Source organism: Streptomyces sp. NPDC047002 (assembly GCF_040704505.1).
Lineage (GTDB): Bacteria > Actinomycetota > Actinomycetes > Streptomycetales > Streptomycetaceae > Streptomyces.
This window is the reverse complement of record NZ_JBEYWC010000002.1, coordinates 17,129-36,076: the sequence shown is the minus strand read 5'-3', so window position 1 is coordinate 36,076 and position 18,948 is coordinate 17,129. Positions and strand designations below refer to the sequence as shown.

Sequence of the window (18,948 nt, the reverse complement as noted above, 5' to 3'; positions counted from 1 at the left end):
GAGTGCCCGCCGTCCGGCGAGGTGAGGGCAGGTCAGCCGCCGCCCCCCGAGGCCCCCGCCGGGGTCTTGGAGCGCGACTCCTCCTCGACCCGGGCGAGCGCCTCCTGGAGCTCCTGCTGCGCCTTGCCGTACGCGGTCCAGTCGGGCTTCGGCTTGTTGAGCGCCGCCTGGCCCTCGTCGTACGCCTTCTGGGCGTCCTGGACGGCCTGTTGGAGCGCCTTGTCGCCGCCCGTCGGCGGCTTCGTCTGGTCCTCGCCCGGCGGTCTCGACGTCGGCGGGCGCGCCGTGTCCGAGGTGCCGAACACCGCGTCGAGCGCCTCGGACAGCGAGTCCTCGAAGACCGGTTTGCCGCCGCCGTAGGACGCGGCGACCTTCTTGAGCAGCGGGTAGTTCTGGCTGCCGCCGCGGGTGTACACGGGCTCCACGTACAGGAAGCCGTTGTCGAGCGGCACCGTCAGCATGTTGCCGTACTCGATGTCGGAGTCGGTGCCCTTGAGGTCGCGGACGAACGCGGCGACGTCGGTGCCGCCGTTGAGCTCGCTCTGCACCTGCTGGGGGCCCTGCACGTTGTTGCCGGTGACTCTGAGCACTCTGATCGTGCCGTAGTCCGGACTCGTCGCGTCCGCGTCGACGGCCATGAAGGCGCCCAGGTTGGGCCGGCCGCTGGGCGTGAACGTCGTCGTCAGCGAGAACGTCTGCTGCTTCTGGCCCGGCATCGTCAGGCTCAGGTAGTACGGCGGGACGGCGCTGCCCGCGCGGGTCGTCGGGTCGTCGGGGACCTGCCAGGCGTCGCTGCCGCTGTAGAACTGGGCGGCGTCCGTGACGTGGTAGCGGGTCAGCAGCTCGCGCTGCACCTTGAAGAGGTCCTGCGGGTAGCGCATGTGCGCCTCGAGGTCGGCCGGGATGTCCTTCTTCGGCTCGACCGTGCCGGGGAACGCCTTCATCCACGTCTTCAGGACGGGGTCCTTGGTGTCCCACTGGTAGAGCGTGACCTTGCCGGTGTACGCGTCGACCGTGGCCTTCACCGAGTTGCGGATGTAGTTGACCTGGTTCTGCTGGGCGACCACCGCGCGGGTGTCGCTGGTCAGCGAGTCGGCCGTGGTGTCCCCCAGCGTGGTGCGGGAGGAGTACGGATAGCTGTCGGTGGTCGTGTAGGCGTCCACGATCCACTGGATGCGTCCGTCGACCACCGCGGGGTAGGCGTCGCCGTCGAGCGTCAGCCAGGGCGCGACCGCCTCGACCCGGTCCTTGGGGGTCCGGTTGTAGAGGATCCGCGAGCCCTTGCCGATGGCGCCCGAGTAGAGCATCTGCGGCTCGCTGAACGAGACCGCGTAGGCGGCCCTGTTGAGCGGGTTGGACAGCGAGACCCCGCTCTTGCCCCGGTAGCTCGTGGTCTTCTCGCCGTTGGACTCGTAGTCGAGTTCCTTCTGCGGCCCGCCCACGATCGAGTACTGCGTGGTCTTCTCGCCGTAGTAGATCTGCTGCTGGTACTCGCCGAGCTGCCCTGTGGTCGGCAGGCCCGACTCGGTGAAGTCCGGCGAGCCGAGCGTGCCCTGCTTGGGGTCGGTGACCGGGCTCGTGCCCTTGGCCGCGATCATCCCGTAGCCGTGGGTGTACGTGAAGTGGTCGTTGATCCAGTTGTGCCGCGGGATGCCCGCGATGTTCAGCTCGCGCAGGCCGACGATGGTGTCCTGGAGCTTGCCCGTCGACGGGTCCTTGTAGCGGTCGACGTTGAGCGTCGCGGGGAACTGGTAGTACTTGCGGCGCTGCTGGACCTGCTGGAAGGCCGGGGAGACCACGTTCGGGTCGATGAGCCGGTAGCTCGCCGCCGCGTCCGCGGCCTTGCGCTGGTCGGCCTTGGCCGCGCCGCCGCCGGTGCCCGTGTAGTCCGTCACCTTCGCCGAGTCGATGCCGTAGGCGGCGCGCGTGGCGTCGATGTTCTTCTTGATGTACGGCGCCTCCTTGGCCTGCTCGTTCGGCTGGACCGTGAACTTCTGCACGATCGCCGGGTAGAGGCCGCCGATCAGGATCGCGGAGAGCACCATCAGGCCGAGCCCGATGACCGGCAGCTGCCAGGTACGGCGCCACAGCGTGGCGAAGAACAGCACCGCGCAGATGACCGCGATGCAGAACAGGATCGTCTTCGCCGGCAGGTACGCGTCGGCGTCGACGTACCGCAGCCCCGTCCAGTTGCCCGTGGTCGCCCTCAGATCGCTGGACTTGACGGCGAGCCCGTACCGGTCGAGCCAGTACGCCACCGCCTTCAGCGACACGAACAGGCCGATCAGCACGGAGAGGTGTCCGGTGGCCGCCGCGGTGGCGCGCGCGCCGGGGCTCGTCACGCGGAGCCCGCCGTACAGGTAGTGCGTGAGCGCGGCGGCGATCACCGAGAGCACGGCGGCCGCGAAGCCGAAGCCGAGCAGGAAGCGGTACCAGGGCAGGTCGAACGCGTAGAACGACACGTCCAGGTGGAACTGCGGGTCCTTGGTGCCGAACGGCACCCCGTTGACCCACATCAGCCAGGTGCGCCACTCGCCGGACGCCGAGGCGCCCGCGATCAGGCCCACCAGCGCGGTGATCGCGGCGAGCACCCACTTCTTGTACGGCGCAACGCTCATCCGGTACCGGTCGAGGCTCTGCTGCTCCATCGACATCGCGCTCAGCGGCGGCCGCAGCCGGTGCGCGAGCCAGATGTTGAAGCCCACGGCGAGTGCCATGAGCGCGCCGAAGACGGCGAACAGGCCGATCTTCGTCCACAGGGTCGTGGTGAACACCGACGCGTAGTCGACCGAGCGGTACCAGAGCCAGTCCGTCCAGAAGCCCGCGAACATCACGAACGCCATCGCGAGCACGGCCAGCGCCCCCAGGACCAGCAGCAGGACGCGCACGCGCCCCGACGGGCGGCCCGCCCTCGTCCGTGGCCCCCTCGGGCCTGAGCCGCGGTCCGGCATCTGGAAAGCCAACGTGCGCACCTCGAAAAAATCCGGGAACCCCCGGTCGGACCGGGGGAAGGGTCAGGTTCGTGCTGCCGGTGGTCCGGTGGGGACGCGGCCGGCGGGTCCCGCTCCGCCGGGCCAGGCGATCGTAGGACCCCACCATGCAACTTACTGGGGCTTTACTCAGTTCCCGCCCGGGGCTGTGAAGGAGGCAGGATATTGGCCATGTCGAACGTTTCCCCTTCAGGGACCCCGATGGCCGCGAACCCGCTGACGCGGGCCGTGCTCGAAATCGACGAGTACGCGGCGGGCCTCGGCTGGGACCAGCCCGCCCGCCTGTTCGCGCTCGTGGACAGCGACCGCATGCGCGCGGACGAACCCGAACTCGCGACCCAGCTGGGTCTTGACCACGGCGACGACGTCGCCCCCCTCACCCCCGTCGAGCAGGACGAGATCCCCGTGGGCACCGCGCTCGACGAGTTCCTCGCCACCATCGCCTGGCCGGACGCCGTCGCGGGCTGCGCCCTCGCCGTGGAGCGTCTGATGCTCCCGCCGTCCGCCGAGGCCCAGTTGCCCGAGGGCCTCGACGAGGCCGCGCTCGGCGACTGGGTGGCGCGCCACCCGGAGCGGCAGGAGGTGCGGATGACGGTGGCGGTGCTGCGCGACGGCAGCCGCGAGTCGGCGCTGCGGCTGCGCGAGAAGGACAGCGCGTCGGACGTGCTGACCGGGTCCGGGCTCGTGCCCGGCCTCGCCGAGGCGCTGTCGGCCACCTTCGAGGCGTAGGGCCAAGGACGCCGGGCGCGGTCAGCCTGCCGAGCAGCGGGGCAGGCCGGCCGTGTCGCCGGTGCGGATCTTGTCGAGCGAGGCCTTCGCGTCGGAGATGTTCTTGACCTTGACGAGCGTCAGGCCGCTCGGGGTGTCCGCGGCGGCGGCCGCGCAGTTGTCCGCCGGGGTGAGGAAGTAGCGCGCGCCCGCGTCGCGCGCGCCGACCAGCTTCATGGCGATGCCGCCGATCGGGCCGACCGCCCCGCTGTCGTCGATCGTGCCCGTGCCGGCGACGAACGAGCCGCCCGTCAGCGAGCCGGGCGTGAGCTTGTCGACCAGGCCGAGGGAGAACATCAGACCCGCGCTCGGGCCGCCGACGTCCGCGAGCTTGATGTCGATGGAGAACGGGAACGTGTGGTCGGTGCCCGCGGCGATGCCGACGATGGCGCGCTTCTTGCCCTGGTCGTGCGAGGTCGCGGTCTTCACGACGACCTCCCGGCCGCCCGTGGGCTGCTTGTCGGCCTTCTTCGCCTCGGCGGCCTGCTCGGCGGGGACCACGGTGAAGGTGACGTCCTGGCCCGGCTCGTGCTTCGTGACCAGCTGCGCCACCTGCTCCTGCCGGGTGACCTTCGTGCCGTCCACGGCGAGGATCAGGTCGCCCGCGTGCAGCGTGCCCTCCGCGGGGCTGCCCTTCAGCACGCTCGCGACGTCGACGTGCGAGACGAAGGGGATGTGCAGCAGCCGGAGCGCGGAGACCTTGGCGCTCTCCTGCGACTCGCTGAACTCCTCGGCGTTCTCCTGCGTCGACTGCTGCTCGGTCTGGCCGTCCGGGTACAGCGTGTCGTGCGGCACGACGACCTGGTCGTGGGCGAGCCAGCCGTAGACCGCCTCCACCATGTTGAGACGGGTGTCCGCGCTGGTGACGCGCACGGTGACCATGTTGAGGTGGCCCGAGGTCGGGTACGTCTTGCGGCCCGAGACCTGGAGCACCGGCTTGCCGCCGACGCTCGACAGGGTGTTCGTCGTCGGCCCCGGGCTCATCTCCGCGTACGGAACCTTCGTGAGGACGCCCACGCACAGGAGTGCGATCAGGACGAGAGTGGACGCGAGCATCGTCACCGTACGGCGTGGCATGGAACGACAGTACGGGAGGCGCCTGTGAGCACGCCTTCCGGGCGGCGGCTACTCGGCGCGGTCGCGCTCCGTCTCCATCGCGTCGCGGAAGCGGGCGTAGCCGTGCAGTTCGGCCATGTCACCCACGATCCGGCTCTTGGAAACCCAGCTCCCCCATATCGCCGCGCCGAGGGCGACGACGACAGGAATCAGCAACCAGGTCAGCACGCCCATCGCGATCCTCCGTCCCAGTCAGCAGATTGGATCTACAGATTTACCGTCTGTACGTCCAACGCTGCTGGGGGTGGGCGGGTTACGCAAATCGGGCGGTGGCCGGCCGGGAGAGGTTAGACCCCGGCCCTGACCGCTCCGGACGACGGGGGCTACGCCCCAACCCTCCCACCCGTCACCCGACCACCACCCCTCAACGAAGGGGCTACGCCCCAACCCACCCACCCGTCACCCGACCACCACCCCTCAACGAAGGGGCTACGCCCCAACCCACTCTTCTGTGCCGTCGCTGAAGGTCTGGTGTTTCCAGAGGGGGACGTCGTGCTTGAGGTCGTCGATGAGCCTGCGGCAGGCGGCGAAGGCCTCCGCGCGGTGCGGGCAGGCCACGGCGACGACGACCGCGAGATCCCCGACCGCCAGATCCCCCACACGGTGGACAGCGGCGAGCGCGCGCACCGGGAAGTCCGCGACGACCTTCTCCGCGACGCGGCGCAGCTCCGCCTCGGCGGTGGGGTGGGACGAGTAGCCGAGGCCCTCGACGCCCGCGCCGCCGTCGTGGTCCCGTACCGTGCCGACGAACAAGGCCGTCCCGCCCGCCGACCGGTCGCCGACCGCGGCGAAGACCTCGTCGAGGCTGAGCGGGGTCTCGCGGATCGCGAGCAGCCGTATCGGGTCGTCACCCGGCCGCTCACCCGGATGGTCCATACGGTCCTGTGTGGTCACCATGGTCTCCATCGTGCCGCACCGGGCTGAGCGGCGTCACCGGCCGCGCTACAGCCTCCTGCGTGCCTTGCGCACCCTGCGGACCACCGCGGCCGTGCCGAGCAGCGCGACCGTGGCGCCCGCCGCGCCCGCCGCCGTGGCGTCCTTGCGGCCGAGCCTGCGGCCCGCGACGGTGTGCCGGCCGCCGACCTCCTCGATGAGCGCGCCGAGCACCTCCTCGTTGGTCCAGTGCGGCCGCCACCCCGCGTCGTGCAGCGCGGTCACGCTCACCACCCACGGGTACATCGTGTAGGCGAGGTCACCCGCGGGGGACGGCGTGAGGCCGATGCGGTGCAGCCTGGCCGCGGCGCCGAGGGCCACGGCGGACGGCAGCTCCATCCTGCGGATGCCGCTGAGCCGCTCCACCTCCTCCTGTTCGAGCCACCCGTCGCAGCCGACCGCGAGCTCGCCCTCGACCTTGCCGAGCGCCGCGTACTCCAGGGCGCTGACCAGGTCCTCGACGTGGCAGAACTGCCAGGTGGGCCGCGACCCCGCGACGACGAGGAGGCGCGGCGACTCGAAGTACCTGGTCAGCGCGGTGTCGGTGCCGCCGACCAGCAGGGCGGGACGCACGACGGTGACGTTGAGGCCCGGGTGCGCGCGCGGCGCGCGGCGGCCGAGCCGCTCGATCTCCAGCAGGTCGCCCACGCCGGTGGCCTCTGCCGTGGCGCGCAGCTCGGCGTCCTCGGAGAGCGGGATGTCGTTGTCCGGCAGCGCGCCGTAGACCATCGACGAGGTGCACAGCACGACGCGGTGCACCCCGGCGGCCGCGGCCGCGGTCAGCACGGTCTGCGTGCCGCGCACGTTGTACGCGGTCCGCGCGGCCGGGTCGCTGCCGAGGTCGAGGTCGAGCGCGAGGTGGACCACCACGTCGGCACCGCGCAGCCGGTCGGCGATGGCGGGGTCGCGGATGTCGAGCACGTGCCAGACGGCGTCCTCGACCTCGCCCCTGCGCTCGTCGAACGCGAGGACGCGGCGGATCTCGGCGGACTCGGCGAGCCTGCGGGTCAGCAGGTCGCCGACCCCGGTCGCGGCGCCTGTGACGGCGACGACGGGGCCGCGGGACCTGCTCGGGGATGCGGGGTTTCGCGTAGCGCGAACCTGGGGTTCTGGGGAACTCACCGGGCGTCTCCAGCGGTTGTCTTCAGTACGTACGGGAAAGACGCGTACGTACCAGGTGGCGTTCATCCTGCCGCAGACCGCCAGGAGGTGTGCGTTCGGCCCGGAAGCCGCCCGTGTGTCGTTTGCGGACGTCAGGGGCGTGGCGCGCGTGCCAGGCCGCGGTCGCGGCCGACGCCGTGCCCCCGGAGCGCGGAGAAGCATAGGCTGGATGTGCAGGGCAGCCGCCGCCGGCAGGAGCCGGCGGCCCAACGAGCCGAGGAAACCCGTGAGTGACAGCCCATTCGGATTCGGCCTTCCGCCGGAGGAGCCGGAGGACGGCGACGGCAAGAAGAACGATCCCGCCGGAGGTCAGGGTTCCGGTGGCAAGGGCGGTGCGGGCGGCAACCCGTTCGGCTTCGGTTTCGGCCTGCCGGGCGGTGGCGGCGGAGCGGGCGACAACCCGTTCGCCGCGATGTTCGGCTCCATGAACCCGGGCGACCTGGGGCAGGCCTTCCAGCAGCTCGGGCAGATGCTCAGCTTCGAGGGCGGCCCGGTAAACTGGGACATGGCGAAGCAGATCGCCCGGCAGACGGTCGCGCAGGGCACCCAGGACGGCACGAAGGACGCCAGCGTCACCGCGGGCGACCGGGCGGCCGTCGGCGAGGCGGTGCGCCTCGCCGACCTCTGGCTCGACGGCGCGACCTCGCTGCCCTCGGGGGCGAACACGGCGGTGGCGTGGAGCCGCGCCGAGTGGGTCGAGGCGACGCTCCCCGCCTGGCAGCAGCTGGTCGACCCGGTGGCCGAGCGGGTCGGCACGGCGATGGGCGACGTGCTGCCCGCCGAGATGCAGGACATGGCGGGCCCCCTCATCGGCGTGATGCGCTCCATGGGCGGCGCCATGTTCGGCCAGCAGCTGGGCCAGGCCGTCGGCGTGCTCGCCGGCGAGGTCGTCGGCTCCACCGACATCGGCCTGCCGCTCGGCCCCGCGGGCAAGGCGGCGCTGCTCCCGCTGAACGTGGAGGCGTTCGGCAGGGACCTGGGCGTCCCGCAGGACGAGGTGCGGCTGTATCTGGCGCTGCGCGAGGCCGCCCACCAGCGGCTGTTCACGCACGTGCCGTGGCTGCGGTCGCACATCTTCGGTGCCGTCGAGGGCTACGCGCGGGGCATCAAGGTCGACACGTCGAAGCTGGAGGACGTGGTCGGCCAGTTCGACCCTTCGCGCCCCGAGGAGATCCAGGAGGCGCTCCAGCAGGGCATGTTCCAGCCGGAGGACACCCCGGAGCAGAAGGCCGCGCTGGCCCGTCTGGAGACGGCGCTCGCGCTGGTCGAGGGCTGGGTGGACGCGGTGGTGCACGAGGCCGCGAAGACCAGGCTGACCGGCGCGGACGCGCTGCGCGAGACCCTGCGCAGGCGGCGGGCCTCCGGCGGCCCCGCCGAGCAGACCTTCGCCACGCTGATCGGCCTCCAGCTGCGGCCGCGCAGGCTGCGGGACGCGTCCCGGCTGTGGGCGTCGCTGACGGACGCGCGCGGGGTGGACGGCCGCGACGCGCTCTGGGAGCACCCGGACATGCTGCCGACCGCGTCCGACCTGGACGACCCGGACGGTTTCGTCCACCGCGAGCAGATCGACTTCTCCGAGCTGGACAAGATGCTCGGCGAGGCGGCGGGCCCCGGGACATCCGGGACTCGTGGGACTTCCGAGGCTCCTGGTTCCTCCGAGGCTCCCGAGGCCAAGGGTGAGGACGAGGGCCGTGAGGGCGGCGACGGCACGGACGGCGAGGGCAAGGGCGACGAGGGCGACCGCGGCCGGTGAGCCTCTACGACGACGCGGTGCGGGTGCTGAAGGAGTTCCCGGCCCCCGCACCGGACTCCCCCGGCACCGACGAGCAGGAGGGGCTGCGGCAGGCGTATCTCGACCACCTCGCCGCGCACCCGGACGGCCTGTGGAAGGCGTGCGGCGCCGGGCATCTGACGGCGAGCGCGCTGGTCGTGGACCCGGCGCGGGAGCGGGTCCTGCTGACCCTGCACCGCAAGCTCGGGATGTGGCTCCAGATGGGCGGCCACTGCGAGCAGGGCGACGGCTCGCTCGCGGCGGCCGCGCTGCGCGAGGCCACCGAGGAGTCGGGGATCGGCGGCCTGACCCTGCTGCCCGGCGGCCCGGTCCGCCTGGACCGGCACCCGATCCCGCCGCCCTGCCACTGGCACTTCGACGTGCAGTACGCCGCGCTCGCGCCCGCAGGATCCGTCGCGGCGATCAGCGAGGAGTCGCTCGATCTGCGGTGGTTCGGCTACGACGAGGTGGCGGGCGTCGCCGACACCTCGGTCGTACGGCTGCTCGCCGCGGCCCGCGCGCGCCTCGGCTGACGGGTCCCTGGACCGCTCAGTCGATCCGTACGACGTGCTTGCCGCGCACGCCGCCCGCTTCGAGTGCCCGGTGCGCGGCGGCGATCTCCGCGAGCGGGCGCGCGGTGTCGACGACGGGGCGCAGGGTGCCGTCCTGCGCGGAGCGCGCCACCCGCGCCAGCAGGTCGTGGTCCGGGTTGCCGCTGAAGAACCGCGTCCTGCGCGGCCCGTGCACGGCGGAGCCCGCCAGCCGCGCGAGGCCGGTCGCGATGTGGTCGAGGTCGAAGGCGATGGCGACCATCCGGCCGCCGGGCGCGAGCAGCCGCCGGTACGCCTCCTGGCCGGCCCCTACGGTGTCGAGGACGACGTCGAACGTGCCGAGCGACCGTGGCCCCGTGGTCGTGTAGTCGAGCGCCTCGTGGGCGCCGAGGCCCCGGACGAAGTCGAGGTTCCCGGGGCCGGCGAGTGCGGTGACCCGGGCGCCGAGCGCGGCCCCGAGCTGTACGGCGACGCTGCCGACACCGCCGGCCCCGCCGCGTACGAGCAGCCGCTCCCCCGGCCTGAGCCCGGCCTTGGCGACCAGGGCGGTGTGGCCTGTGGTGCCGCCCGCGAGCAGCGACGCCGCCTCGACGGCCGTGAGGCCCTCGGGGGCGCGGGCCAGCCGCCGCGGGCGTACGACGACGTAGTCGGCCGCGCTGCCGAACCGGCCGCGCGGCAGCAGCCCCCACACCGGGTCGCCCTCCCGCAGCCCCGCCACCTCGCGGCCGGTCCCCGCGACCTCTCCCACGAAGTCGATGCCCACACGCTGCGGGAAGGAGCGGCCGGTCAGCAGCCTGAGCCGGCCGGCGCGCGCGGCGGTCTCGCCGCCGTTGACGCCCGCTGCCCGTACCCGTACCAGCACCTCGCCGGGGCCGGGTTCGGGGACGGGCACCTCGCCCACGTAGAGCACCTCGGGCGGGCCGTAGCTGTCGTGGAGCGCCGCGCGCATGTCGTCCATGGTCCTGCCGTTTCCGTACCGTCTCGTCCCGCCCGGCCGCGCCCGCCGCGCAACGGCGCGGCAGGATAAGTGGTGGGGGGCTTCCACTTGCCTTCCGCCGACGCTAACGCCGTCGGCGCCGCGCCTTGCCCGTCCGCGCCGAAGTGAGAGACATGCCAGGTCAGCCGTATCAGAAGGGGGCGGGAGCGCTGCGCTCGGACGCCCGGCACAACCGCGAGCGGATCCTCGCGGCCGCCCGCGAGGCGTATGCGGCGCGGGGGATCGACGTGCCGCTCACCGCGATCGCGCGCAGGGCGGGCGTCGGGGTCGCGACCCTGTACCGCCGGTTCCCGACGCGCGCCGCCCTCGTCGCCGAGGCGTTCGCCGAGCAGCTCACGGTCTGCGCGGGCGTGCTGGACGACGCGCTCGCGGACCCCGATCCGTGGCGGGGGTTCTGCGCGGTGGTCGAGAAGGTGTGCGTGATGCAGGCGGTCGACCGGGGGTTCACCGCCGCGTTCCTCGCCCAGTTCCCCGACGGCGGCACGGAGTACGAGCAGGTGCGCGGGCGTGCGGAGGACGGCCTGGTGGAGCTCGTGCGGCGGGCGAAGGCCGATGGGCGGCTGCGGGCCGACTTCGCGGTCTCCGACCTGACCCTCGTGCTGCTGGCCAACGCGGGGGTGGCGGCGGAGCCGCAGGAGGTCGCGGTGGCCGCTTCGCGCAGGCTCGCCGCATACCTGCTCCAGTCCTTCAGGGCGCAGGGGGCGCTTCCGCTGCCGCCGCCCGCGCCGCTCGGCCTGCGGAACGTGCACGCGGGGAGCCGCTGAGCGCACGCGGCGGGGGCGGGCCCTGCGGTCCGCCCCCGCCGCCTCGCGTGCGCACGCCGGGGGTCAGCTCCAGACGCTGCCCGGGTTCTGGCCGTGCGCGCCGCGCCGGCCCGCGCCGAACTGGGCGGCGATGCCGGAGCCGATCACCGCGTTCTGCGGCGGCAGCAGCTCGCTCGGCTGGACCAGCGCGAAGCCCTGGCCGAGGAAGCTGAGCTCCCAGCCCTCGCCGGTGCTGCCGCGCCGCCGCAGCACCGGCGACGCGTACGTCTGGGCCTGCATCTGCACCCGCAGCGACGACGACCACGCGACGATCGCGTCCGCGTCGGCGCTGACATATCTCTCCGGTGTGACCTGGAGCATCAGCGGCTGCCCCGAGGTCATGAGGGCGACCTTGCCGGTGCCGGTGATGTTCAGCTGGTACTTGCCGGTGCCGGAGATGCCGTACTGGCTGTCCACCGCGACCACCTCGTGGTGCAGCGTCGAGTCGAGCGCCAGCACATAGGCGCTGTCGACGGTGAGGCCGTCCCTGTCGACGTCCACGACGTGGACGTACTGCGCGAGGTTGGCCAGGTAGACCGTGCCCTGCCCGGAGACGCGCATCAGGTCGAGGCCCTCGCCGGTGCGCGCACGCGCCACGCGCCTGCCGGTGCTCCGGTACTCGCCGTCGAACTCCAGCAGCCCCTGGTAGGCGACCATGGCGCCCTTGCGGGCGAGCACGTCGTCCTGGCCGGTGAGCGCGACGCGCAGCAACTGGCTGTTCTGGAGCGCGTACCGCTCCTGTGTCTGCGCCTCCGTACAGGCGAACAGCGGACTCTGCATGGTGTCTCCCCCTTCAGCCGCGGATGCGCAGGCGGTCGGTGCTGTCCTCGCTGGGCTGTACGACGACGAGCCCCTGGCCCGAGAAGGCCATCTGGTACGCCTCGCCGCTGCCGCGCCCGATCAGCGCACCGGCCTTGAAGCTGCGCTTGCCCTTGACCTTGAGATTCGGCGACCAGGCGACGAGCGCGTCCGGATCGACGTACGTCTCGTCCTCGCCGCGCCCGCAGTCGACGACGACCGGGGTGCCGCGCGAGGTCAGGGCGACCCAGCCGGTGCCGGAGATCTGCACGTTCCACAGGCCCTGTCCCGCGAACTTCGCGAGGCCCTTGACGCGCTCCACGCCCCACTGGAGGTGGGCGTCGAAGGCGAGGACGTTGGAGCCGTTGACCGAGATCGCGTCGCCGTTGAGGCTGATCACGACGACATGGGCGCCGTAGTCGGCGAGGTAGAGCAGGCCGTCGCCGCTGCACTTCATGATCGGGGTGCCCTCGCCCGTGACCCAGTGCTCGGCGATGTGCCGTACGGAGGGCGGGTTGGGCTCGTACTGGATGAAGCCCTCGTAGGCGACCATCGAGCCGGTGCGCGCGTAGAGGTCCTGGCCGCTCGCCATGGCGACCTTGAGCATGGTGTGGCCGTGGTTCTCCATGCGGGCCGCGATCGGAGCCGGCGCGAAGCCCGCGAGCTGCTGTTCCGTCATGTCGGGCTCCCTCAGACCTCGTACGGCTGGACGACGATGAAGTTCCCCGGGGCGCCGCGGAACTGGAGGTTCACGGTCTCCCCGCTGTGCCCGGGGTACGCGGTGCGGCGCAGCCTGACCTGGCTGGAGAGGATGACCTGCGCGGCGGCCGACCAGGCGACGACCGCGTTGCAGTCGGCGAACGTCGTGGGCGTGACCGGCAGCACCACCGGGGTGCCGTGGGTCTTGACGACGACGGTGCCCGTGCCCTGGAACAGCATGGTGAACAGCGCACCGCCCGGGATGCCGTGGCCCTCGATCCTGCGGACCTCGTACTGGAGGGACTCGTCGAAGGCGAGGACGTTCTCGGCGGAGACGCAGATGCCGTCGCCCTGGAGCTCCACCGGGTGGAGGTGCGCGTTGTCCTCTGCGAGGAAGACCTGGCCGCGGCCGGTGCAGCGCATCAGCTGCATCTCCTGGCCGGTGGCGTTGCCGATGACGCGGCCTGCGAAGCCGGCGCCCTTGTAGCCGAAGTCGACCTTGCCCTGGTACATGACCATGCTGCCCTGCCGGGCGAGCACGGGCGCGCCGTCGCCGAGGGTGAGGTCGACGCGCATCAGATGGCCGTTCTGCGCGGTCCACCGCTGCCCGGTCGGCGTCTCCTTGTAGAGGCTGAGCCCGGCGGCGAGCCCGGCACCGCCGGGCGGCGCGCCCTGCGGTACGAAGCCCTGGATCCCGGCGGGCGGCCCGCCGAACCCGCCGCCCTGGGGCGGCTGCTGGGCGAACGGGTTGCCCATCGGCTGCGGCGGTGCGCCGAACGGCGCCTGACCGGGGGCGGGCGGCTGCCCGAACCCGGCGGGCGCGGGCGCCGGGGGCGGCGGCGCGGGCGGCGGCACCTGGCCGTACGGCGGCGGGGTGGCGCCCGGCATGGGCGCGATGACGGTGGGGGTGGCGTGCAGCGAGGGCGCGGGGGCGGGCGGCGCGGGCGCCTGCGGGGCGGGCGGCGGCGCGTCGAACGAGGGCGCAGGGGCCTGCGGGGCGCCGGGCGCGGGCGGTGCCTGCGGGGCGGGTGCGCCGGGCGGCGCGCCGAACGACGGTGCGGGCGCGGGCGCCTGCGGGGCGCTCTGCGACGGGGCGGGGCCCGGCGGCGGCGCGAAGCCGGGGACCGCGCCGGGCGCGGCGGCCGGCGCGGGCGCCTCGGGGGCCTCCTCGGCGACCTCGCCGCCGAAGTGCTTCAGCAGGGCTTCGAGGCCGCCGTCGAAGCCCTGCCCGACCGCCGCGAAGCGCCAGACGTCCTTGCGGTAGAAGTCGCCGAGCATGACCGCGCGTTCCGTGGAGAACTCGGCGCCGGTGAACGCGTACCGCACGACCTCGTCGCCGCCCGCGACGATCCGGATGTAGCCGGGTCCGATCTGCGACATCTGGCCGGCGCCGTCGACGGTCGCCGTGAAGGAGAGCCGGTGGACGGCCTCGGGGACCCGGTCGAGCGTCACCCTGAACGACTCGGTGTCACCCGCCTGGGCACCGAGCAGCCGCACCGACTCCTCGGGCGACGCGGGCTGGTTGAAGAAGACGAAGTAGCGGTCGTCCGAGAGGCGCTCGTCGGCGTCGAGGCCGAAGCAGCTGATGTCGAAGGTGAGGCCGGGCCCCGCGATCTGCACGCCGACGTACAGGTCCGTGCCCGCCGTGAGATCGCTGACCTTGGCCTTGTGGCCGCGCTGGAATTCCCTGGGCATGCGTAACGACCGTCCCCCATCCCGACAGCATGTGTGGTCGCGCCAGGCTAACCGCTGGGTCGCGTGGTGCGGCAGGCTGGTACGCGTTCGGTACAGGATCGGCAAAACCGGGCGTGGCGGCGCGAACTCCCCGCTCACTCCGCGTCGTGGGCGGGCGGCCCGGGCAACCTGCCCGCGGCCACGACGCCTTCGAGGTAGCCGCGGGCCCGCTCGGTGCGCGGGTAGGCGTCGAGCAGCTCCCAGAACCGGGGCCCGTGCCCGGGCACCAGCAGGTGCGCGAGTTCGTGCAGGAGCACGTAGTCGACGACGTACTCGGGCATGCCGCGCAGCCGGTGCGAGAGCCGGATGCTGCCGTCGGCCGGGGTGCACGAGCCCCAGCGGGTGTTCTGGTTGGTGACCCAGCGGACGGACGCGGGGCGGGCCCGGCCGCCGAAGTAGCGCGCCGACAGCTCCGCCGCGCGCGTGGCCAGGTCCTCGTCGCCGAGCTGCCGCCTGTTCTCCTGCGCGGCCAGCTTGTCGAGCATCACCGTGACCCAGCGCTGCTCCTCGGCCTTGGTCATCCGGGCCGGGATGAGCACGACGGTCCGCTCGCCCTCGCGGTACGCGGACACGGTGCGCCTGCGCCGGGTGCTCCTGCGCACCTCGACGGCGTCGGTCGGGGCGGGCGCGGGGGCGGCGGACGCGGACGCCGCGGTGCGGCGCGGGGCGCGGCTTCGTTCGGGGCGTGGGGCGGCGGGCACGGCCACGACGTTACCCGCTGGGGTCTCCGGCAGGGCAGGACACCGTCCGGTGAGATGAGTCATCGATACGACTTTTCCCCACGCCTGTGGATAACTTCCGACGCCCTTGCGCCGCCCCGGGGCACTCTGGTCCCCGGGCCGGCGGAGAGCCCGGCAGGGCACCGGGGCGCCGGGGTGTCGTCGGCATGCCTGGATGCCGGGCTTACGGGACGCCGGGCTCACGGGGACACAGGCTTACAGGGACACGGGGGCGAGACGATGGGACCGATGGTGAAGCCCGCGCTGCGGCGGGCCTGGCGCGGGCGGCGGACGGTGCAGTTCGGGGTGGCGCGCACGCACGCCCTGCGGCTGGCCCCGGTGGACCGGGTGGCGGCCGCCTTCCTCGACCTGCTCGACGGCTCGCGCAGCCTGCCGGTGCTGCGGGCCGAGGCACGCGCGCTGGGGCTGCCCGCGGAGCGGGCGGACGAGCTGGTGCGACGGCTCGCGGCCGCGGGGGTGGTGGCCGACCCCGCGGCGGACGGCGCGGCGCTCGCCGGACTCGGCGGGGCGCCGGGCGCGCTGGAGCGGCTGCGGCCCGACCTGGCGTCGCTCTCGCTGGTGCACGCTGCGCCGGGCGCCGGGGCCGCCAGGCTCGCCGCGCGCCGGGGCATGCGGGTGCGGGTGCTCGGCGCGGGCCGGGTGGGCGCGGCGGTGGCGGCGGCCCTCGCGGCGGCGGGCGTCGGCCGGGTCGAGGTGCACGACGGCGGGTCGGTGCGGGGCACGGACGTGGCGCCGGGCGGGCTGCCCGCCTCCGCGGTCGCGCGGCGCAGGGCCGACGCCGCGGCCCGGCTGGTCAGGGAGGCGGCCCCGCTGCCGGCGCCGCGCGCAGCGCCGGGCGCGGACGCCGTGCCGCTCTCGCTGGCCGTGGTGGCGCCGCGGGACGGCCTCGCCGCGTACCGCCCTGAGCCCGCCGAGACCGGGCCGTGGCTCGCGGCCGGCGTTCCGCACCTGTTCGCCGGGGTGATCGAGGCCACCGGGTTCGTGGGGCCGCTGGTGCTGCCCGGCGGCACGGCCTGCGCGGGCTGCGCGCGGCGCTTCGAGGCGGAGGCCGATCCCGACGCGCCCGCCATGCTCGCGCAGTGGCGCTCGGGCCGCTGCGCCAGGCCGGTGGCCGCCTGCGACGGGCCGCTCGCCGCCGTGGTGGCGGGGCTGGCCGCGGCGCACGCCCTGTCCTTCCTCGACGGGGAGCTGCCGACGAGTACGGGCGCGCGCTGGGAGGTGGCGCTGCCGTTGCTCGACTGGCGCGCTGAGCGGATCGTGCCCCATCCGGGCTGCGGCTGCGGGGCCGCGGGAAGGACAGAGGGGGTGGGCGCGGCCACAGCGGGGGCCGGGCGCGCCACAATGGCGGGGTAGCCGCCGCACCACGGCACGGCTGTCCGGTACCAGGAGGGGCGTAATGTCTGATCTTCCCCGGAAGGCGGTCACCCGCACTGCCAAGTTGGCCGCGCTGCCGATCGGGTTCGCGGGCAGGGCGACCTGGGGCCTGGGCAGGCGGATCGGCGGCAAGTCCGCCGACATCGTCTCCAAGGAGCTCCAGCAGCGCACGGCCGACCAGCTGTTCAAGGTGCTCGGTGAGCTCAAGGGCGGTGCGATGAAGTTCGGGCAGCTGCTGTCCGTCTTCGAGTCCGCGCTGCCCGAGGAGGTCGCAGGCCCCTACCGGGCCGCGCTGACGAAGCTCCAGGACGCCGCGCCGCCGATGCCGACGCAGACGGTGCACGGGGTCCTCGCGGACCAGTTGGGCGAGGACTGGCGCGACCTGTTCGCCGAGTTCGAGGACAAGCCGGCGGCGGCCGCCTCGATCGGCCAGGTGCACCGGGCGGTCTGGCGCGACGGGCGCGAGGTCGCGGTCAAGGTGCAGTACCCGGGGGCGGGCGAGGCGCTGCTGTCCGACCTGGCGCAGCTGAGCAGGTTCGTGCGGCTGCTCGGCCCGCTGATCCCGGGCATGGACATGAAGCCGCTGGTGGCGGAGATGCGGGACCGGGTCTCCGAGGAGCTGGACTACGCGCTGGAGGCGGAGGCGCAGCGCGAGCACGCCCACCAGTTCTCCGACGACCCGGACGTCGTCGTGCCCGACGTGGTGCACCAGGCCGACCGGGTCCTGGTGACGGAGTGGATCGACGGGACGCCGCTCGCCGAGGTCATCGCGTCGGGCACCCAGGAGCAGCGGGACCGCGCCGGGCAGCTCCTCGCGCGCTTCCTGTTCTCCGGGCCGATGCGGACGGGGCTGCTCCACGCCGACCCGCACCCGGGCAACTTCCGGCTGCTGCCGCCGCGCGAGGGCGGGGACGAGCTGCGGCTCGGGGTGCTGGACTTCGGGACGGTCGACCGGCTGCCCGGCGGGCTGCCCGAGATCATCGGCGAGGCCCTGCGGATGACCATCGACGGCGAGTCCGAGGCCGTGTACGAGATGCTCCGCGCCGAGGGCTTCGTACGGGAGAGCATCGACCTCGAACCCGAGGCGGTGCTCGACTACCTGCTGCCGATCATCGAGCCGGCCGGGGTGGACGAGTTCACCTTCACCCGGGCGTGGATGCGCAACCAGGCGGCCCGGATCGCCGATCCGCGCTCCCCCGCGCACCAGTTGGGCAGGCAGCTCAACCTCCCGCCGTCGTATCTGCTCATCCACCGCGTCACGCTCTCCACGATCGGTGTGCTGTGCCAGCTCGGCGCGACGGTGCGGCTGCGCGAGGAGCTGGAGGACTGGCTGCCCGGCTTCTACGTCGAGTGGGAGTACGAGGACGAAGCCGAGGCCCCCGAGGCCGGGGAAGCCCCCGAGGCCGGCCCGGCCGCCGAGACCGCGGCATCCGTGCCGGGCCCCGCGGCCTCCGACCGGGCCGCAGGCCCCGCGCCCGAGGAGACGGCGACGCCGAGCCCCTGACGGCGCCCCCCTGGTCGGGCCCTGCCCGGGCACGGAGATACGCCGGACCCTGCCCGGGCACGGACATACGCGGAGACGGCGACGGCGGGGGCGGGTCGGTGGGACCCGCCCCCGCCGTCGGTGGCAGAGGTGCGGACGGGCGGGGCCGCCGGTGTACGGCGGCCCGCCCGGGCTAGCGCGCGGTGGGCGCGGTCACTGCATGACCGCCATCGCGAGGGCGCGGCGGGCGCGGCGCGACACGCGCTCCGCGCGGCGCTGCATGCGCCGCGCCATCAGGACGTGCGCCGCCTGACGGCTGATCGCGGCCTCGCGCAGGCGTTCGTCCATATGCGCGCGGGCCAGGGCTTCTGGGATGAGTTGCATCTCGCGGGTCCTGTTCTGGCGCGTCTCGTGCGCGCCCTGCGTGGTGAAGACAGTGGTGGCGGAGCCCTCGGGCTCGCTCGGGGAAGAGGTCATCGGAGCCTGCTTCTTGGGATCGTGCGTGAGGGGACGGTCGATCGTTCCGCGGATGTTCATGCCGCGACCGGGTTCTTGCGCGGGCGGCCACGCGGCCGCTTGCGGGGGACGACCACCCCCTGGATGAAGAGCTCGCCGCCCCAGACGCCCCAGGGCTCACGGCGCTCCTTGGCACCGGCGAGGCAGGCCTCGACGAGCGGGCAGGTCCGGCAGAGGGACTTGGCGTACTCCACGTCGGCCGGGGACTCGGCGAAGAAGACCTCAGGGTCGTAGGCGCGGCAGGGGACGGGCGACGCGAGGTTCTCGATCGCCTCGTCGAGTGCGGTGAGCCGGGTGGGCGGGGTCAAGGCGGAGTCCTCCGTGGAACCGGGCGGCGGGATCGTTTCGGATGGCGGTACGGACGGGGCGTGCGCTTCGAGTTGCACGGTCGGTCTTCCTCGTCTGTTCGGTCCGGCCGGTGGGCCGGACGGCGTCTGGTACCGGGTTTTCGTGCCCGAGGCCCCTTCACTCCGCCCGTCCCGGTCGGGACAAACAGAAGGGCCGCGGAATCCCG

At 73.5% G+C, this 18,948-nt stretch carries 18 protein-coding genes; 6 read left to right on the top strand and 12 right to left on the bottom strand.

Annotation, left to right across the window (positions count from 1 at the left end; translation table 11 throughout):
- Positions 1–32: 32 nt before the first annotated feature.
- The gene (locus AB0910_RS03170; RefSeq protein ID WP_366743013.1) at positions 33–2,951 is read right to left on the bottom strand and encodes a UPF0182 family protein; all 2,919 of its coding nucleotides are present in this window, start codon (positions 2,949–2,951) and stop codon (positions 33–35) included.
- Between the two features lie 210 nt (positions 2,952–3,161).
- On the opposite strand from AB0910_RS03170, the gene AB0910_RS03165 reads away from it, so the two are divergent.
- On the top strand, positions 3,162–3,719 hold the full coding sequence (locus AB0910_RS03165; RefSeq protein WP_366742773.1) for a PPA1309 family protein: 558 nt from the start codon (positions 3,162–3,164) through the stop codon (positions 3,717–3,719).
- 21 nt (positions 3,720–3,740) lie between these two features.
- Here AB0910_RS03165 and AB0910_RS03160 read toward each other — a convergent pair whose 3' ends face one another.
- From AB0910_RS03160 to AB0910_RS03145, 4 genes are all read right to left on the bottom strand, one after another.
- Positions 3,741–4,835: a PDZ domain-containing protein gene (locus tag AB0910_RS03160; protein WP_366742772.1), complete on the bottom strand. Its 1,095-nt coding sequence runs from the start codon at positions 4,833–4,835 to the stop codon at positions 3,741–3,743.
- A 48-nt stretch (positions 4,836–4,883) separates the two neighbouring features.
- Positions 4,884–5,042 carry a hypothetical protein gene (locus AB0910_RS03155; protein WP_366743026.1) on the bottom strand — a complete coding sequence of 53 codons (159 nt, stop codon included), beginning with the start codon at positions 5,040–5,042 and terminating at the stop codon, positions 4,884–4,886.
- A gap of 261 nt (positions 5,043–5,303) precedes the next feature.
- Positions 5,304–5,771: a molybdenum cofactor biosynthesis protein MoaE gene (locus AB0910_RS03150; protein ID WP_366742771.1), complete on the bottom strand. Its 468-nt coding sequence runs from the start codon at positions 5,769–5,771 to the stop codon at positions 5,304–5,306.
- Between the two features lie 45 nt (positions 5,772–5,816).
- Entirely contained in the window at positions 5,817–6,929 is a 1,113-nt protein-coding gene (locus AB0910_RS03145) for an SDR family oxidoreductase (protein ID WP_366742770.1), read from the bottom strand.
- A gap of 265 nt (positions 6,930–7,194) precedes the next feature.
- On the opposite strand from AB0910_RS03145, the gene AB0910_RS03140 reads away from it, so the two are divergent.
- Together AB0910_RS03140 and AB0910_RS03135 are read left to right on the top strand one after the other, a co-directional pair.
- The gene (locus AB0910_RS03140) at positions 7,195–8,721 is read left to right on the top strand and encodes a zinc-dependent metalloprotease (protein WP_366742769.1); all 1,527 of its coding nucleotides are present in this window, start codon (positions 7,195–7,197) and stop codon (positions 8,719–8,721) included.
- Positions 8,718–9,272, top strand: coding sequence for an NUDIX hydrolase (locus tag AB0910_RS03135; RefSeq protein WP_366742768.1), 555 nt, complete (start codon positions 8,718–8,720; stop codon positions 9,270–9,272). Before AB0910_RS03140 ends, AB0910_RS03135 begins: the two co-directional genes overlap by 4 nt.
- Positions 9,273–9,288: 16 nt before the next feature.
- On the opposite strand, the gene AB0910_RS03130 is transcribed toward AB0910_RS03135, so the two are convergent.
- Complete coding sequence (locus tag AB0910_RS03130; RefSeq protein ID WP_366742767.1) at positions 9,289–10,248, bottom strand: NAD(P)-dependent alcohol dehydrogenase; 960 nt, start codon at positions 10,246–10,248, stop codon at positions 9,289–9,291.
- 152 nt (positions 10,249–10,400) lie between these two features.
- Between AB0910_RS03130 and AB0910_RS03125 the strand changes: the two genes are divergently transcribed.
- The gene (locus tag AB0910_RS03125; RefSeq protein ID WP_366742766.1) at positions 10,401–11,051 is read left to right on the top strand and encodes a TetR/AcrR family transcriptional regulator; all 651 of its coding nucleotides are present in this window, start codon (positions 10,401–10,403) and stop codon (positions 11,049–11,051) included.
- A 63-nt stretch (positions 11,052–11,114) separates the two neighbouring features.
- Here AB0910_RS03125 and AB0910_RS03120 read toward each other — a convergent pair whose 3' ends face one another.
- From AB0910_RS03120 to AB0910_RS03105, 4 genes are all read right to left on the bottom strand, one after another.
- A complete protein-coding gene (locus tag AB0910_RS03120) occupies positions 11,115–11,870 on the bottom strand; it encodes an AIM24 family protein (RefSeq protein WP_366742765.1) in 756 nt (251 codons plus the stop codon).
- 13 nt (positions 11,871–11,883) lie between these two features.
- Positions 11,884–12,567 (bottom strand): AIM24 family protein, encoded by a 684-nt coding sequence (locus tag AB0910_RS03115; RefSeq protein WP_366742764.1) that lies wholly within the window; start codon positions 12,565–12,567, stop codon positions 11,884–11,886.
- An 11-nt stretch (positions 12,568–12,578) separates the two neighbouring features.
- Positions 12,579–14,282 carry a TerD family protein gene (locus AB0910_RS03110; RefSeq protein ID WP_366742763.1) on the bottom strand — a complete coding sequence of 568 codons (1,704 nt, stop codon included), beginning with the start codon at positions 14,280–14,282 and terminating at the stop codon, positions 12,579–12,581.
- A gap of 134 nt (positions 14,283–14,416) precedes the next feature.
- Entirely contained in the window at positions 14,417–15,022 is a 606-nt protein-coding gene (locus AB0910_RS03105) for a M48 family metallopeptidase (protein ID WP_366742762.1), read from the bottom strand.
- Positions 15,023–15,280: 258 nt separating this feature from the next.
- Here AB0910_RS03105 and AB0910_RS03100 point away from each other — a divergent pair, with 258 nt between their 5' ends.
- Together AB0910_RS03100 and AB0910_RS03095 are read left to right on the top strand one after the other, a co-directional pair.
- The gene (locus AB0910_RS03100; RefSeq protein WP_366742761.1) at positions 15,281–16,414 is read left to right on the top strand and encodes a ThiF family adenylyltransferase; all 1,134 of its coding nucleotides are present in this window, start codon (positions 15,281–15,283) and stop codon (positions 16,412–16,414) included.
- A 43-nt stretch (positions 16,415–16,457) separates the two neighbouring features.
- Complete coding sequence (locus AB0910_RS03095) at positions 16,458–17,939, top strand: AarF/ABC1/UbiB kinase family protein (RefSeq protein WP_366742760.1); 1,482 nt, start codon at positions 16,458–16,460, stop codon at positions 17,937–17,939.
- Positions 17,940–18,131: 192 nt separating this feature from the next.
- Here AB0910_RS03095 and AB0910_RS03090 read toward each other — a convergent pair whose 3' ends face one another.
- The gene (locus tag AB0910_RS03090; RefSeq protein WP_366742759.1) at positions 18,132–18,455 is read right to left on the bottom strand and encodes a hypothetical protein; all 324 of its coding nucleotides are present in this window, start codon (positions 18,453–18,455) and stop codon (positions 18,132–18,134) included.
- A complete protein-coding gene (locus AB0910_RS03085) occupies positions 18,452–18,820 on the bottom strand; it encodes a WhiB family transcriptional regulator (protein ID WP_366742758.1) in 369 nt (122 codons plus the stop codon). The genes AB0910_RS03090 and AB0910_RS03085 overlap by 4 nt, the downstream gene beginning before the upstream one ends.
- Positions 18,821–18,948 lie beyond the last annotated feature (128 nt).